The organism is Bacillus sp. N6 (assembly GCF_052805735.1).
Map to the genome: position 1 here is coordinate 1,060,636 of NZ_CM127843.1, position 15,363 is coordinate 1,075,998.

The 15,363-nt window shown below is 36.7% G+C and carries 17 protein-coding genes; 15 read left to right on the forward strand and 2 right to left on the reverse strand.

Going from position 1 to position 15,363, the window contains the following annotated elements; translation table 11 throughout:
- Positions 1-20 precede the first annotated feature (20 nt).
- From ACUXVC_RS05450 to ACUXVC_RS05465, 4 genes are all read left to right on the forward strand, one after another.
- Positions 21-593 carry a TetR/AcrR family transcriptional regulator gene (locus tag ACUXVC_RS05450; RefSeq protein WP_000963381.1) on the forward strand — a complete coding sequence of 191 codons (573 nt, stop codon included), beginning with the start codon at positions 21-23 and terminating at the stop codon, positions 591-593.
- 219 nt (positions 594-812) lie between these two features.
- On the forward strand, positions 813-3,584 hold the full coding sequence (locus tag ACUXVC_RS05455) for a YhgE/Pip domain-containing protein (RefSeq protein WP_144465810.1): 2,772 nt from the start codon (positions 813-815) through the stop codon (positions 3,582-3,584).
- Between the two features lie 146 nt (positions 3,585-3,730).
- A complete protein-coding gene (locus tag ACUXVC_RS05460) occupies positions 3,731-3,943 on the forward strand; it encodes a hypothetical protein (protein ID WP_001986098.1) in 213 nt (70 codons plus the stop codon).
- 4 nt (positions 3,944-3,947) lie between these two features.
- Entirely contained in the window at positions 3,948-4,253 is a 306-nt protein-coding gene (locus ACUXVC_RS05465) for a DUF2087 domain-containing protein (protein ID WP_141241106.1), read from the forward strand.
- 26 nt (positions 4,254-4,279) lie between these two features.
- On the opposite strand, the gene ACUXVC_RS05470 is transcribed toward ACUXVC_RS05465, so the two are convergent.
- Entirely contained in the window at positions 4,280-4,633 is a 354-nt protein-coding gene (locus tag ACUXVC_RS05470) for a PH domain-containing protein (RefSeq protein WP_001068226.1), read from the reverse strand.
- A gap of 133 nt (positions 4,634-4,766) precedes the next feature.
- Between ACUXVC_RS05470 and ACUXVC_RS05475 the strand changes: the two genes are divergently transcribed.
- On the forward strand, positions 4,767-5,276 hold the full coding sequence (locus ACUXVC_RS05475; protein ID WP_089170570.1) for a GNAT family N-acetyltransferase: 510 nt from the start codon (positions 4,767-4,769) through the stop codon (positions 5,274-5,276).
- Between the two features lie 194 nt (positions 5,277-5,470).
- Positions 5,471-6,484, forward strand: a complete 1,014-nt coding sequence (locus tag ACUXVC_RS05480) for a LacI family DNA-binding transcriptional regulator (protein ID WP_000103715.1) — start codon at positions 5,471-5,473, stop codon at positions 6,482-6,484.
- Positions 6,485-6,523: 39 nt separating this feature from the next.
- Here the strand turns inward: ACUXVC_RS05480 and yhfH are convergent, their stop codons facing one another.
- Positions 6,524-6,652, reverse strand: a complete 129-nt coding sequence (yhfH, locus tag ACUXVC_RS05485; RefSeq protein WP_000567010.1) for a protein YhfH — start codon at positions 6,650-6,652, stop codon at positions 6,524-6,526.
- 203 nt (positions 6,653-6,855) lie between these two features.
- Between yhfH and ACUXVC_RS05490 the strand changes: the two genes are divergently transcribed.
- The 9 genes from ACUXVC_RS05490 (at position 6,856) to ACUXVC_RS05530 (ending at position 15,362) form a co-directional block, all read left to right on the forward strand.
- On the forward strand, positions 6,856-7,590 hold the full coding sequence (locus ACUXVC_RS05490) for an MBL fold metallo-hydrolase (RefSeq protein ID WP_095691263.1): 735 nt from the start codon (positions 6,856-6,858) through the stop codon (positions 7,588-7,590).
- 9 nt (positions 7,591-7,599) lie between these two features.
- Positions 7,600-8,589, forward strand: coding sequence for a lipoate--protein ligase (locus tag ACUXVC_RS05495; protein ID WP_059304035.1), 990 nt, complete (start codon positions 7,600-7,602; stop codon positions 8,587-8,589).
- A 260-nt stretch (positions 8,590-8,849) separates the two neighbouring features.
- The gene (locus tag ACUXVC_RS05500; RefSeq protein WP_029442086.1) at positions 8,850-9,278 is read left to right on the forward strand and encodes a hypothetical protein; all 429 of its coding nucleotides are present in this window, start codon (positions 8,850-8,852) and stop codon (positions 9,276-9,278) included.
- A gap of 161 nt (positions 9,279-9,439) precedes the next feature.
- The gene (locus tag ACUXVC_RS05505; protein ID WP_053565058.1) at positions 9,440-10,972 is read left to right on the forward strand and encodes a fatty acid--CoA ligase family protein; all 1,533 of its coding nucleotides are present in this window, start codon (positions 9,440-9,442) and stop codon (positions 10,970-10,972) included.
- Positions 10,973-11,139: 167 nt separating this feature from the next.
- Positions 11,140-11,316 (forward strand): hypothetical protein, encoded by a 177-nt coding sequence (locus ACUXVC_RS05510; protein ID WP_002195255.1) that lies wholly within the window; start codon positions 11,140-11,142, stop codon positions 11,314-11,316.
- A 174-nt stretch (positions 11,317-11,490) separates the two neighbouring features.
- On the forward strand, positions 11,491-12,546 hold the full coding sequence (locus ACUXVC_RS05515) for a sulfate ABC transporter substrate-binding protein (RefSeq protein ID WP_029442088.1): 1,056 nt from the start codon (positions 11,491-11,493) through the stop codon (positions 12,544-12,546).
- Positions 12,547-12,578: 32 nt separating this feature from the next.
- Complete coding sequence (gene cysT / locus ACUXVC_RS05520; RefSeq protein ID WP_001227879.1) at positions 12,579-13,406, forward strand: sulfate ABC transporter permease subunit CysT; 828 nt, start codon at positions 12,579-12,581, stop codon at positions 13,404-13,406.
- 11 nt (positions 13,407-13,417) lie between these two features.
- Complete coding sequence (cysW, locus tag ACUXVC_RS05525) at positions 13,418-14,275, forward strand: sulfate ABC transporter permease subunit CysW (protein ID WP_144465809.1); 858 nt, start codon at positions 13,418-13,420, stop codon at positions 14,273-14,275.
- A 13-nt stretch (positions 14,276-14,288) separates the two neighbouring features.
- Positions 14,289-15,362, forward strand: a complete 1,074-nt coding sequence (locus tag ACUXVC_RS05530; RefSeq protein ID WP_095691260.1) for a sulfate/molybdate ABC transporter ATP-binding protein — start codon at positions 14,289-14,291, stop codon at positions 15,360-15,362.
- The last annotated feature ends 1 nt before the right edge of the window (position 15,363 follow it).

The following is a 15,363-nucleotide window of genomic DNA, read 5'->3' on the forward strand; positions in this document are numbered from 1 at the left end:
TCATTTTTGGAGGTGACAATGTGGCGATAGATCGAAAACGTTCTATTATTGAAGCTGCAACAAAGTCTTTTTCAGCGTTCGGTTATAAAGCAACAACGATGGATCAAGTAGCGAAGTTAGCGAATGTAGGAAAAGGAACGATTTATACTTTTTTCAAAAATAAAGAAGAGCTATTTGGTGAAATTATTTCTAATTTAATTACAGAAATGAAGCAAGTTGCAGAAAGTGCAATTCGTTCAGATGTTTCATTTTTTGAAAATGTACATAGAGCATTATATAGCATCTTGGAATTTAGAAAAGAACATCAGCTTATGATTAAATTAATTCAAGAAGAGCGCGATATGGGAACGAAAGAAGTACAAGAAGTTATGCAACAAGTTGATGTGGAAATCGTTTCTGTTATTCAATCGTATTTAAAGATTGCGATTGAAAAAGGTGAAATTAGCAAATGTGATCCAGAAATTACAGCATTTATTATGCTTCGTCTATATGTATCGCTTATTTTTGATTGGGAAAAAAATCATGAACCGCTAGAAAAAGAAAAAATTGCAGAGTTATTTGAACTTTATTTACTAAAAGGATTGTCAAACTAAGATAATCCTTTTAATTTTATAAAAAATGACCAAATGAACAATGTGGTCATATATTTAAGTTAAGGGGGGGGGATATAGAAAAATTATAATCATAATGAGAAAAAGTTGCATAGTAATAAATTCGGGGATAAGGCATATGTATGAACAAGTATAGCCTTTTTGTTTGGGTAAAAATGACTATATGAACATTTTGGTCATTTTATAAAAGGGGGAGAAATTATGAAAGGGAATCAGTTACTTCGGAAAGAGTTCACGGAAATTATAAAAAGTAAAAAAATATTAATTCCAATTATTGCGGTCTTATTCGTACCGATTTTATATGCAGGGATGTTTTTGTGGGCCTTTTGGGATCCGTATAAACAGTTAGATGACTTACCAGTTGCAGTAGTCAATTTAGATAAAGGCGCAGTATTTGATGGGAAACCAATTGAGGTCGGAAAAGGGCTCGTTGATAATTTAAAAGATAATAAAAGTTTTAAATGGGAGTTCGTAAGTGAAAAAGAAGCAAGGAAAGGAATGGAAGGTAGAAAGTATTACATGTTAGTGCGCATTCCAGATGACTTCTCAAGTAACGCTACAACGTTACTAAAAGACAATCCAAAGCCATTAAACTTAGAGTACATTCCAAACGAAAGTTTAAACTTCTTATCTTCACAAATTGGAGGAACAGCCATTGAAAAGATTAAAACTGAAGTATCAAGCACGTTAACGAAAACATATGCAGAGAAAATGTTCGATTCTATTAAAGACGTCTCAAAAGGATTAGCAGATGGAGCGGAAGGGGCAAATAAACTACATGACGGATCAAGTGAATTACATGATGGTTCAAGTAAAGTGACGGATGGCCTTCATACACTTCAAGGGAAATCTGGGGAGATACAGACAGGTGTAGGGAAACTATTTGATGGATCTGGGAAAGTAACAGCAGGTTTAAATACGTTAAATAGCAAAACAGGTGAAATGCAAATAGGTATTGGGAAATTAGTAGATGGGTCAGGAAAAGTAACGAACGGTTTAAATACGTTAAATAGTAAAACAAGTGAGATGCAAGCAGGTATCGGAAAATTAGTAGATGGATCAGGAAAAGTAACAGACGGTTTAAATACGTTAAATAGCAAAACGGGTGAAATGCAAAAAGGAATTGGTGAATTGCATGATGGATCTGAGAAAGTGACCGGTGGTTTGAACAAATTAGTAAGTAAATCCGGTGAATTAAAAACAGGAACAACTGATCTATCAAATGGTATGGGAAAACTTGTTGAAGGGCAAAGTCAATTAGAAAAAGGGTCTCGAGAAATTCAAAAGGGATTGCAAGATTTAAATAGTAACGTACAAAAGTCTGCTGCAGGCTTAGAGGAAATGCAGTCGAAAGTTCCTTCTATATTGAGTACAGTAAATGAGAAAATAGATGGAGCTGGGGCGAATGTAAATCAGTTAAATGAACTTACACAATCAACAGCAGGAGATGCCAAAAATGCAGCACAAGAGGTAGCGAATTTACAAAAGCAAATTGAAAGTTTACCGAAAGAATATCAAGAGCAGTTACAACCATTCATAACAAGTGCTGTAAAAAGTACAGCGACAGTTCAGCAAAAAGCTGCCGGAGTAGCAGGTGGAACAAATAAATTAAATGAAGCAGTAAAACAATTAAAAAGCGAAATAAATCAAAAAACAGGTGATGGACAAAGCAAACTGCCGAATGCAGCGGAATTACAATCCTTAACTGCTGGTATTGAGCAATTATCCAGTGCACAAAAAGGATTTGTTGAAAAATTCCAAGGGTTTGGTGCGAAGTTAAATACTGCTAAAGAAGGCGCAAATAAATTTAAAAACGAGTCTGGTCAATTAATAGATGCGATAAATCAATTAGCAGATGGCTCTGGTCAAGTAACAACAGGCTTAGACACATTATCTGCAGGAGCAAATCAAATGGCAGGTGGTGTAAATCAATTAGCAGATGGATCAAGCCAAGTAACAGGCGGCCTAGGTCAATTATCTGCAGGAGCAAACAAAATGGCAGGTGGAGTAAATCAATTAGCAGATGGATCAAACCAAGTAACAGGCGGTTTAGGTACATTATCTGTAGGAGCAAATCAAATGGCAGGTGGAGTAAATCAATTAGCAGATGGATCCGGTCAAGTAACAACAGGCTTAGGTACATTATCAAATGGCTCAACCCAGCTAATCGACGGCGTAAATAAACTAGCAGACGGCTCAGGAAAAGTAACTGATGGACTAGTGAAAGTAAACGATGGTTCAGGTGAACTTGCTGAGAAACTTGGGGAAGGGGCAGAGAAAACTGGGGAAGTAAAAGGGACAGATAAAACGTATGATATGTTTGCAAGTCCTGTAAAAGTGAAGACAGAGAAAATGGCGGAAGTTCCTAACTACGGAACTGGATTTACGCCGTATTTCTTATCACTCGGTTTATTCGTTGGGGCTCTACTATTATCAATCGTATACCCATTACGTGATACAGTAGGCGTTCCAAAATCAGGATTTAGTTGGTTTATTAGTAAGTTCGGTGTTTTACTATCAGTTGGTATTATTCAAGCGATAGTAGCAGATGTTATATTACTGTTCGGATTGGGTGTAGAAGTACAAAGCATTCCATACTTCATACTTTTTAGTATCATTACAAGTTTAGCATTTATCGTATTAATTCAATGTTTAGTAACAGCATTCGGTGATGCAGGCCGTTTTATTGCCATTATCACATTAATTATGCAGCTTACAACGAGTGCCGGAACATTCCCGCTAGAATTGATTCCGAAGTTTTTACAACCATTCAATGCTTGGTTACCGATGACATACTCTGTATCAGGATTGAAAGCAGTCGTATCGAGTGGAGACTTTGACTTCATGTGGCAAAACATAGGAATGCTCATGATCTTTATCGTTGTATTATCACTTGGAACGATCGCTTCCTTAACTTTGATGCACAAACGACAATTTAAAAATGTTTCGGAAAATCAATCGGTTGAAGCGTAGATAAAAGCACCTTTTTGGTGCTTTTTTTATTTTAATAGAGGGCACATCTTTTCCTTAGTTCATCTATAAATCTTTCTAAAAGCTATAGAAACGAAAGAAAAGGAATTACAACAATTTACAGAGAAACATAGGGTAGAGGAGTTGATATGATGAAAGGCAATCTTACTTATTATTTTATCGTAAATCCGCTAATAATCTTTCTTGTTTATGCCCTTTCACCTATATTGTTTGATAAAGAAGTATATACAAGTATGAAAGATGCATTTGGAATACTTACGTTCTATTATGTGTTAATGGGTGGATATTACTTTATTGATATTTTAAGTGAAAAGATAAAGAAAAAAAGTGATGGAGGATAACAAAATGACTGAAAGTGAAATGAAATTCCGGGATACGACCATTCGTAACTTTTTCGATAAAGAGGATCGTTTAAAATCGATTCCAGGTCAAAAGAAGAAAAAACTAGTATTGTTAGAGCATTTAATTAGCAAGTTAAATGCTGAAAATCAATATACAGAAAAAGAAATTAATACATTTATAAAACAATATCATGATGATTTTTGTACAATTAGACGTGAATTTATTGTACATAGGTTTATGGATAGAGAGGATAATATGTACCGTATAAACGGGAGAGAAGTTTGGACGAAGTGGGAGGAGTTAAAATAATGAATCAGCGAGGGGATCCCCGCTGATTATAAGCCTGTGCTAGTCTTGCTGTTTCTTTGTAGTAAGTCTATGAACGCTTCAACATTCGAACTTGTAATGTATCCAAGCGTTATATATTCATCTTCATAGTAAAATATTATTTTTTTGTCAAAGATTCTTCTCTTCGTTTCTATGGATAGAATTTTTTCATAATCAAATTCGGCAATGAATGTGTTTTTATATTGGCTAAAAAAGAGAAGTCTTTGATTAGTAGCAAGTAACATGCCAGGATACGGGACTTTATGCGTAATCATATAGCCAGTAAGTGAACATTTTAAAGTAGATAAAACCTTTTCTTCTTTATGTAATAGTTGTTTTGCAGCTGTTAAGATTGGATTCATTGCATACATTCCTTTTATTTTGATGTATGAATATTGTATCAAGAGTAAAAAGATTCTCAATATGTAATATTGCATATTGGGCGTTTTATAGTTGTAATATTATTTTTCAAAAGAAAAAGTACGAGGTGATTCAATGATACGGTTAGTAAAAGAGAGTGATGCAGAAGCAATTATGAATATTAGAAAAGAAATTATATTATCGGAAACTACTACAAAATTTTTCATAGTATCCCCAAAGAAGTTACCGAATGATATGAATGCAGAAAGAGAAAAGATACGGAAAAGTAATGAGAAAGGTAATCTTTATATCGTGTATGAAGTAGATGGGAAGGTAGTTGGATTTTTAATTTTCAACCGATATGAACTAGAACGGTTACAACACGCAGGCACAATGGGAATGGGGATTAAAGAGGCGTATTGTAATCAAGGCATAGGCACGAAATTAATTGAATTTCTTATTAGTTGGGCGAAAGGGCAGAAAGGTTTAGAAAAAATTTGTTTAGGTGTAGTTTCTGTTAATGATCGGGCAATTAAAGTGTACAAACGTATGGGCTTTGTAGAAGAAGGCAGACAACGAAAGCAAATTAAATATGAGGATGGATCATATGGAGATGACGTATTGATGGGGTTTTATATTGAATAAAGGATATATGGTATTAAGAAAAGGAATGTACATAACGTAAATTTCTAAAAGCAGTATATTGCCCCTGCATTAACAGACTTTTACCTATGTATAATATTAATATAGTAAAATCATAACAACCGATATTGCAGTTTCCAATAATATACTATATAATCAATTTAAGAAAACGTTTTCATGAAAAGGGGGAGAATTTCGTGTCGACTATAGAGGACGTGGCGAAATTAGCGGGGTTATCAAGGACAACGGTTTCTAGGGTGATTAATAATCATCCATATGTTTCAGATGAGAAGAAAAAAAGGGTTCAATTAGCAATGAAGCATTTAGGCTTCGTTCCTAATTCTGCGGCGAGAAGGCTTCGTAAACAAAAAACGGAAACAATTGCGGTGCTAGTTCCAAGGATTACAAATCCTTTCTTCAGTAGATTTATCGAAGCAATCGAGATTGCTGCTTCTGAACATAAATATAAACTGATTATTTGTCAAACAAGATATTTACCGGAAAAAGAGATGGAGTATTTACAATTATTATCTACGAAGCAAGTAGATGGGATTATTCTATGTTCACTAGAAAATCCGTGGGAAGATGTAGAGCCATACTTACAGCACGGTCCAATCGTGTTGTGTAATGAATATATTGAGGAAGCAAATATTCCAACAGTGAAGTTTGATCATGCGCAAGGAGCATACATAGCTGCGAAGCATGTGTTAGATCAAGGATATCGTAATCTTATTTTTTGCCGTGGTAACGAAACCAAAGTCGTTAGCCAGCAGCGAAAAATGGGCTTTTTACGTGCAATAACTGAGAAGAGCCGCCAAGTAGAAGCGATTGACTTTCTTGAAAACGCTTTCTCTTGGGAAGATGGAAAACGAATATTCCATGAAGTGTTAAAGGACAAAAAAAATCCTACCGCGATTTTGGCAGGAGGCGATGAGGTAGCAGCTGGAATTATCTCAGAGGCGAAACGCCATAACTGGAGCATTCCAGATGATCTCGCTGTTATCGGTTTTGATAATCAAATATTATCGCAGATTACAGAACCAGGTATTACGACAATTGAACAGCCAATTGATGAAATGGCCCGAAAAGTTGTCGACCTAATGATGGATAAAATCCATACGAAAAATTATCGAAAAAAAGAATTGTATGAGTTTGAACTGGAGCTCTTGGTGAAAGGTTCAACGATGAAGGATAAGATGTTATTAGCCTAGTAGACTATGTCTGCTAGGTTTTTTTATGTTCACAAACTACTATTCTTCGTGAACGCAATCGTCACATTTGTTATGGTATGCTTCGTGTTGCTCATCAATTTCTTTCCCACAGTGCGCACAAGTTTTCGTCGGTAAATTTCTGAAAAACTCCATTGGTTGATCAATCATGTCAATCCCTCCATTTCCATTTCTTACTATCATTGTATTAGTACAAAAAATAAAAGTCAACAACTGTTTTATAACAAAATTGAAAATTAATGAAAAAGTTTAGGAAATGGATTATAGTTAACAATGTAGGATGTAAGTAAAAAACTTTCTCAAGTACGGAGAAAAACTGCATTCCTACTCGGTTTTAGAAAGGATGGATACATATGAAAATGACTGTTGTCGGCTTTTGGGGCGGCTTTCCAGAAGCGGGAGAAGCAACGTCGGGGTATTTGTTTGAACACGATGGTTTTCGTTTACTTGTAGACTGTGGTAGTGGTGTACTAGCACAGCTTCAAAAATATATAACACCATCTCATATAGATGCAGTTGTACTGTCACACTATCATCACGATCATGTTGCGGACATTGGGGTATTGCAATATGCGAGATTAATTACGAGTGCGACAACAAGGCAACTACCGGAATTACCAATATACGGTCATACGTTTGACGAGAATGGATTCCATTCTTTAACACATGAACCACATACGAAAGGAATCGCGTACAATCCAGAAGAAACACTTCAAGTTGGACCGTTCTCGATTTCGTTCTTAAAAACTGTTCATCCTGTTACATGCTTTGCGATGCGTATTACAGCTGGAGATGATGCTGTAGTATACAGCGCTGATTCAAGTTATATTCCTGAATTCATTCCATTCACGAAAGATGCTAATCTTTTCATTTGTGAGTGTAATATGTATGCACATCAAGAGGCTGCAAAAGCAGGGCATATGAATAGTACAGAAGTAGCAAGTATTGCAAAAGATGCGAATGTAAAAGAACTTTTATTAACGCACTTACCGCATACAGGCAACCCATCTGATTTAGTAACAGAAGCAAAACAAATTTTCAGTGGCCATATTACGCTAGCGCATAGTGGCTACGTATGGAACTCATGAGGTGATACGATGTTATTTATTGATAATAAAGGAATTACAGATCCTAGAATAAACTTAGCGATTGAAGAATATTGTGTGAAGAATTTAGATATTAACGAAACATATTTACTGTTTTACATTAATGAGCCTTCGATTATCATTGGTAAAAACCAAAACACAGTAGAAGAAATTAATGCAGATTACGTAAAAGAAAAAGGTATTCATGTCGTTCGTCGTCTATCAGGCGGAGGCGCAGTATATCATGATTTAGGAAACTTAAACTTCAGCTTTATTACGAAAGATGATGGAGATAGTTTCAGTAACTTCAAAAAATTTACTGAGCCTGTAACGAAAGCGCTTGGTAAATTAGGCGTAAATGCAGAACTAAGTGGTCGTAACGACATTTTAGCTGAAGGTAGAAAAATTTCAGGTAACGCGCAGTTCTCAACGAAAGGTCGTATGTTCAGTCACGGTACGTTACTATTTGACTCTGAAATCGATCACGTCGTATCAGCGCTAAAAGTAAAAATGGATAAGATTCAATCAAAAGGAATTAAATCAATCCGTAGCCGTGTTGCGAACATTACAGAGTTTCTAAACGAAGAAATGACGACAGAGGAGTTTAGACAACTTCTTCTAGAAACAATTTTCGAAGGAGAAACAGAAATCCCAACGTATGAATTAACAGAAAATGATTGGAAAGAGATCCACAAACTTTCTGAAGAACGTTACCAAAATTGGGATTGGAACTACGGAAAATCACCGAAGTTCAACTTACAACATTCACACCGCTTCCCAGTTGGACAAGTTGATGTTCGTCTTGAAGTGAAAAAAGGAACAGTAACAGAATGTAAAATTTACGGCGACTTCTTCGGTTCACTAGATGTTCATGATATCGAAGAGCGTCTAACAGGTGTTCAGTTCGATAAAGATGCATTCACTGCAGCTTTAGAAGGCGTAGATATCGCACGCTACTTCGGTAACATTACAACAGAAGATTTCTTACATTTATTCTTCTAAAAATGAGGGAGGCTTCCATAACGGGCAGCCTCTTTCTTTTCGCGTAGATTGTCAGGTTTTGTCGGTAAGTCGATATAACTGAAAAATCGCCGATATAAATTGAGTTGCGCTGATATATTTGGAGAATCGCCGATATAAACCGAGTTGCGCTGATATAACTGAAAAATCGCTCATATAATTTCATTTACCACAAAACATAAAATCACAGGACATCTGCCTCTTATAAAGGAATATATATATTCAAAAGGAGGCGGATTGATATGAAAAGGGTGATGTACGTTGTATTATTACTCAGCTTCGTCATCGGAATGACAGCGTGTAACAGTGGATTGCCCTCAAGTCGTACAATTTTGTCTATCGGAAAACCGGCTGAGGATAATGTTATATATTTTACGCATACAGATAACAAACGAAAGATACATGATATACAAGACATGTTTCAAAATAAGAAGTGGAAAAGAAATGAAACATTCAGCACTGTTAATAAAAAGCCAGATGTCGTCTTATCAATAGATGAAAACAACAAAGGGTTACCGACGTTATATGTTACGGTGTATTTTCATGAAGATGGAGCGGACGCTCTTAACTTGCACGGCGAGCATACGACGTTAAATAAAGAGGAACTTAATAAACTTAGAGAAAAGATGAATGCATATTATCCTAAAATGATTTCTGGTCTAGTTTCATAAATTACTTGTAAATAAAATCCCCTTATTTTTCCAAAGTAAACTAAGAGAAGGTGATCTGTCTATATGCAGTTAATAGAATATCACTTGCTACTTTAATTTTCTTTTAATATAATTAATTTAGAATTTTTAAATATTCTAAATTTTATAAAGGTGGGGTTTTTGTGAATCTCGTTCAATCTTTGGCTGAAACGGCAAAAAAGAAGGGGGATAAACCGGCTTATATATTTATGGATCAGTCGGTCTCATATGACCAATTAAACAAAATGGTCACAAGGTTTTCTAGCAATTTAGCAGAAATGGGCATTGGAAAAGGGGACAATGTCGCATTAGTTGTTGGGAACTCACCACATTTTTTGGTCGGTTTATACGGAACAATGAAAGCTGGAGCAACTGTTATTCCAGTTAATCCAATTTATACAGCAGACGAAATGCATTACATTTTACAAAATGGAGATGTAAAAACAATCATCGTACTCGACGTCCTTCTACCTGTTATACAATCTCTTACAACAAGACTTCCTTCATTAGAAAACATCATCATATGCGAAACCTCATCAGATTTTAACCATACAGAAACCGAAAAAATGAAAACGTTTACTAGTTTTGTGGGGGCTGGAGACTTACAATACGAAGGCCCTGAACTAGATGAAGAAGATGTAGCGGTTATCCTATACACTTCAGGTACAACTGGAAAACCGAAAGGCGCTATGTTAACACATAAAAATTTATATAGTAATGCGAACGATGTTGCGTCTTATTTACAATTTACTGCTGACGATCGCGTCGTTGCGGCACTGCCAATGTTCCATGTGTTCTGTTTAACAGTTGCGGTAAATGCACCGATTGTGAACGGGGCAACAATTTTAATGTTACCGAAATTTAGTCCGAAAGAAGTATTCCGTATTTGTCGCACGTACGAACCAACGATTTTTGCTGGCGTACCGACGATGTACAATTATTTATATTTATTTGAAGAAGCAAGCGCAGAAGATGTGAAGACGCTTCGCCTTTGTATTTCCGGTGGCGCATCGATGCCTGTTGCTCTTCTGCAAAACTTTGAAAAACGTTTTAACGTTATTGTTTCAGAAGGATACGGTTTATCAGAGGCATCACCAGTTACTTGTTTCAACCCGCTAGATCGTCCTCGTAAACCAGGATCAATTGGCACAAATATTTGGCATGTAGAAAATAAAATTGTAAATGAACTTGGGGAAGAAGTACCTGTCGGCGCAGTCGGCGAATTAATCGTTCGCGGACCTAACGTTATGAAAGGATACTATAATGCACCAGAAGATACAGCTGCGACATTGAAAGACGGCTGGCTATATACAGGTGACTTAGCGAAAATGGATGAAGAAGGTTACTTCTATATCGTTGATCGTAAAAAAGATATCGTCTTAGTTGGCGGTTATAACGTATACCCTCGTGAAGTAGAAGAAGTATTATATACGCACGAATCAGTAGCGGAAGTTGTTGTAATCGGTGTTCCTGATGAAAACTTAGGAGAAGCAGTGCGAGCTTACGTCGTTCTGAAACAAACGAACGTAACAGAAGAAGAACTAATGCATTACTGTACGTTACATTTAGCGAAATATAAAGTGCCGAAAAGCATTGAGTTTTTAATAGAATTACCGAAGAATACGACTGGTAAGTTGTTAAGAAGAGCATTGAGAGAGAAAGCGATGCAAGTGTAAAAATGAGGCAACCATCTTTGAAGGTGGTTGCCTCATTTTTTTGTGCATTGATTAAGCTGTGGTGCCATATATTTAAAGCTTCATATGACCAACAAGGAGGAGATATACATAGAACAGAAGGGATTAACGCTTACGGCGAGTGCAATATCTTATTTGTGAAATTATGGATGAACTCTGAAAATGATAAGAACGGTAATTTTAATCAAAATGGAGTAATGAACCGTGAATCAATGGCTACGGTGTTAGTAAATGCATATAAATTAGAATGGAATGGAAATAGTAAGTTACCAAAAGAATTTGCTGATTTGAAAAATCATTGGGCTCGAAGTATGCCAATATTTTAGTTTAGTAAGAAAATCCAAATTCCAAGTTGACACATATGAATTACAGAATTAAAATGAAAAGAAATCGAATACAATACATTAGAAGCTAATCAGATAAACTGAAGGCGCACAATGTTCACGTTTGTGAATATATTGTGTGCCTTTTTCAATTGTATAAACTAAGGGGGCTTAACGATGAAAAAGTGGGGTAAGACAGCGTTTATGAAAAGTACAGGTGTTTTATTATCAGCAGTTGTACTTTTATCAGGGTGTGGTTCGGCAACATCCACTAGTAATTCTGAAGGAAGTGGAGATAAACAAACAGTTGAGCTTTTAAATGTTTCGTATGATCCAACGAGGGAGTTATATCAAGATTTCAATAAAGATTTTGCGAAGTATTGGAAAGAGAAGCATGGGCAAACAGTAAATGTAAAACAATCACACGGGGGATCTGGAAGTCAAGCGCGCTCTGTTATTGATGGCTTAGAAGCAGACGTTGTTACACTAGCACTTGCTTATGATATTGATGCGATTAGTAAGAAAAAACAATTAGCAGAAGATTGGCAGAAGCGACTTGCGAATAATTCCACTCCATACACGTCAACAATTGTATTTCTTGTTCGAAAAGGAAACCCGAAAGGCATTAAAGACTGGGATGACTTAACGAAAAAAGGTGTGTCTGTCATTACACCAAACCCAAAAACATCAGGCGGAGCACGTTGGAACTATTTAGCGGCGTGGGGATACGCATTGAAAAAATATAATAATAGTGAAGATAAGGCGAAAGAGTTTGTTAGCCAAATTTATAAAAACGTAGAAGTATTAGATTCAGGAGCGCGCGGAGCAACGACAACATTTGTTGAAAAAGGAATTGGTGACGTATTAATCGCATGGGAAAATGAAGCGTTATTATCTCAAAAAGAGCTTGGAAAAGATAAATTTGAAATTGTAACCCCTTCTATTAGTGTACTTGCAGAACCACCAGTAGCGGTTGTAGATAAAGTCGTTGATAAAAAAGGAACGAAAAAAGTAGCAGAAGGGTATCTTGAATATTTGTACTCAGAAAAAGGACAGGAAATTGCGGCGAAAAACTTTTATCGTCCGCGTAATGAAAAAGTAGCAGAAAAATATGCATCCCAATTTCCGAAAGTTCAATTATTTACAGTGGATGAACTATTTGGTGGCTGGAAAAAAGCACAGGAAAAACACTTTAATGACGGCGGCGTATTCGATAAAATTTATCAAAAATAATGCACTGCTAAAGGGGGATGAGGTGAAAGAGGATGAGGAAGAAGCGTGTTTTACCAGGGTTTGGATTATCGCTTGGATTTACAATGTTGTACATGAGTTTATTCGTACTTATACCACTTTCTATCGTATTTATTCAAACTTCACAGTTAGGTTGGAAGAAGTTCGCTGGGGTTATAACGAACGAGCGTGTGTTGCATTCCTATCAAGTTAGTTTTACAACTTCATTTGCAGCTGCTATTGTAAATGCCATTTTCGGTTTATTAATAGCTTGGGTGCTCGTACGCTACAAATTTCCAGGGAAACGACTATTAGACGGACTCATTGATTTACCGTTTGCACTTCCGACAGCTGTAGCTGGTATTACACTTACAACGCTTTATGCGGAAAATGGATGGATTGGGAAAATATTTAGTCTGTTTCACATAAAAGTAGCTTTTACACCACTCGGAATTATCGTTGCGCTTACTTTTATCGGTTTACCATTTGTCGTTCGAATGGTGCAACCAGTGCTGCAAAATATTGATAAAGAAGTAGAAGAGGCAGCTTCGAGTTTAGGTGCATCCCGCTTGCAAATATTTGTGAAAATCATTTTACCAGAGATCTTTCCCGCTCTTCTTGCAGGTTTTTCACTCGCATTTGCAAGAGCATTAGGAGAATACGGATCTGTCGTTTTCATCGCAGGTAATATGCCGATGAAAACAGAAATTGCGCCACTGATGATTATGACGAAACTAGAACAATATGATTATGCGGGGGCAACAGCTGTAGCGACCGTGATGCTTATTATTTCTCTCCTTTTCCTTCTTCTTATTAATATGATTCAAAGCTGGAGTAGAAGGCATGAACTAAAAAGTGAATAGGAGGAGAGAAAATGGAACCAACATTATTAGAAAAGAAAATAGTAAAAAGCGTATCAGCTAAAAAAGAATCTAAGCTTGTACCAGGCATATTAATTACGATTACAGTTTTATTTTTATCTCTCTTTCTATTACTGCCACTCATAACTATTTTTCTAAAAGCCTTTGAAAGAGGGATGGATGTATACATTGCCGCTATTACAGATCAAGAAGCATTTTCAGCAATTAGATTAACGCTTCTCGTTGCGTTAATCGTTTTGCCGCTTAATACGATATTTGGGGTAGCGGCCGCATGGCTTATTACAAAGTTTCAGTTTAAAGGAAAACAAGTATTACTCTCTCTTATTGAACTGCCGTTTGCTGTGTCACCAGTTATCGCAGGATTAGTATTCGTTTTACTTTTCACACCGAGGGGTGCTCTTGGCGAATGGTTACTTGAACATGGAGTGAAACTCATTTTCTCTGTACCAGGCATTATTATCGCAACAATCTTTGTAACCTTCCCGTTCGTTGCACGTGAACTAATTCCGATTATGCAGGCACACGGGAAAAGTGAAGAAGAAGCAGCTTTATCACTTGGCGCAAATGGCTGGAAAATGTTTTGGCGCGTTACGCTTCCAAATATAAAATGGGGTCTTTTGTACGGCATGATTCTATGTAATGCCCGTGCTATCGGTGAGTTTGGAGCCGTTTCTGTCGTATCAGGTCACGTGCGCGGTATTACGAACACGATGCCGCTCCATATTGAAATTTTGTACAATGAATATCAATTTTCAGCAGCATTTGCAGTAGCGACGTTAATGTCATTAATTGCAGTGTTTACACTCGTTATAAAAAACTGGATTGAATGGCGAATGGAAAAACGACAATAAGAGGGGGATTACGGTGAGTATTCAAATTCAAGGTGTATCAAAGCAATATGGTACATTTCAAGCACTAACAGACATTCATTTGGATATTCCAAAAGGCGAACTTGTTGCCTTATTAGGCCCGTCAGGTTCTGGGAAAACGACGTTATTACGCATTATTGCAGGATTAGAAGAAGCGGATGGAGGCTCTATTTCATTTGATGGAGAAGATTTAACAGACATTCATGTGAAAAACAGGCAAGTCGGTTTCGTCTTTCAGCACTATGCGCTCTTTAAGCATATGAATGTATTTGAGAATGTCGCTTTCGGTTTAAAAGTAAGAAAGAAAAGCTTAAGACCGTCAGCAGAAGCGATAGAAGAAAAGGTCACAGAATTATTAAAGCTCGTAAAAATGGATGGCTTTGCTAAACGTTATCCAGCGCAATTATCTGGTGGACAACGTCAACGTATTGCACTAGCCCGGGCACTTGCAGTCGAACCGAAAATTTTATTACTTGATGAACCGTTCGGTGCACTTGATGCAAAAGTGAGAAAAGAATTACGAAGATGGCTCCGGAAATTACATGACGAATTTCAAATTACGAGCGTATTCGTAACACATGATCAAGAAGAAGCGTTAGACGTTGCAGACCGCATCGTTGTAATGAATGAAGGCTGCATTGAACAAATGGGAACACCGGAAGAAGTATATGAAAACCCAGCAAGTCCGTTTGTATATGACTTTTTAGGAAATGTAAATTTATTTCACGGCCGCGTTCATAAAGGAAAGCTAAATGTAGGATCAATCGAACTAGAAGCACCAGAGCATAAGCACGTTTCCAACGTAGATGGAATAGCCTACGTAAGGCCGCATGACTTATCAATCTCTCGTACGAAACAAAGCGTAGATGCAATCCCGGCCAAAGTATCATACTCTCACGCAGTTGGACCTGTCGTATATGTAGAATTAAAACGAGATGGAACAGATGAGTACTTAGAAGCAGAAATAAGTAAAGAACAGTTCAAGCATCTCAGCATTCAAGCTGGTGATGTTGTATACGTACAGCCGAAAGAAGTGAAGGTGTTTATTCCGGAGGATTTTGTGATTTAAG

What these genes read in the sequence shown, in the direction of transcription:
- ACUXVC_RS05515 (WP_029442088.1), top strand. Translation starts at nt 11,491, where the DNA reads ATGAAAAAGTGGGGTAAGACAGCGTTTATGAAAAGTACAGGTGTTTTA.
- yhfH (WP_000567010.1), bottom strand. Translation starts at nt 6,652, where the DNA reads ATGATTGATCAACCAATGGAGTTTTTCAGAAATTTACCGACGAAAACT.
- ACUXVC_RS05470 (WP_001068226.1), bottom strand. Translation starts at nt 4,633, where the DNA reads ATGAATCCAATCTTAACAGCTGCAAAACAACTATTACATAAAGAAGAA.
- ACUXVC_RS05510 (WP_002195255.1), top strand. Translation starts at nt 11,140, where the DNA reads ATGAACTCTGAAAATGATAAGAACGGTAATTTTAATCAAAATGGAGTA.
- ACUXVC_RS05455 (WP_144465810.1), top strand. Translation starts at nt 813, where the DNA reads ATGAAAGGGAATCAGTTACTTCGGAAAGAGTTCACGGAAATTATAAAA.
- ACUXVC_RS05475 (WP_089170570.1), top strand. Translation starts at nt 4,767, where the DNA reads ATGATACGGTTAGTAAAAGAGAGTGATGCAGAAGCAATTATGAATATT.
- ACUXVC_RS05460 (WP_001986098.1), top strand. Translation starts at nt 3,731, where the DNA reads ATGATGAAAGGCAATCTTACTTATTATTTTATCGTAAATCCGCTAATA.
- ACUXVC_RS05465 (WP_141241106.1), top strand. Translation starts at nt 3,948, where the DNA reads ATGACTGAAAGTGAAATGAAATTCCGGGATACGACCATTCGTAACTTT.
- cysW (WP_144465809.1), top strand. Translation starts at nt 13,418, where the DNA reads ATGGAACCAACATTATTAGAAAAGAAAATAGTAAAAAGCGTATCAGCT.
- cysT (WP_001227879.1), top strand. Translation starts at nt 12,579, where the DNA reads ATGAGGAAGAAGCGTGTTTTACCAGGGTTTGGATTATCGCTTGGATTT.
- ACUXVC_RS05490 (WP_095691263.1), top strand. Translation starts at nt 6,856, where the DNA reads ATGAAAATGACTGTTGTCGGCTTTTGGGGCGGCTTTCCAGAAGCGGGA.
- ACUXVC_RS05500 (WP_029442086.1), top strand. Translation starts at nt 8,850, where the DNA reads ATGAAAAGGGTGATGTACGTTGTATTATTACTCAGCTTCGTCATCGGA.
- ACUXVC_RS05495 (WP_059304035.1), top strand. Translation starts at nt 7,600, where the DNA reads ATGTTATTTATTGATAATAAAGGAATTACAGATCCTAGAATAAACTTA.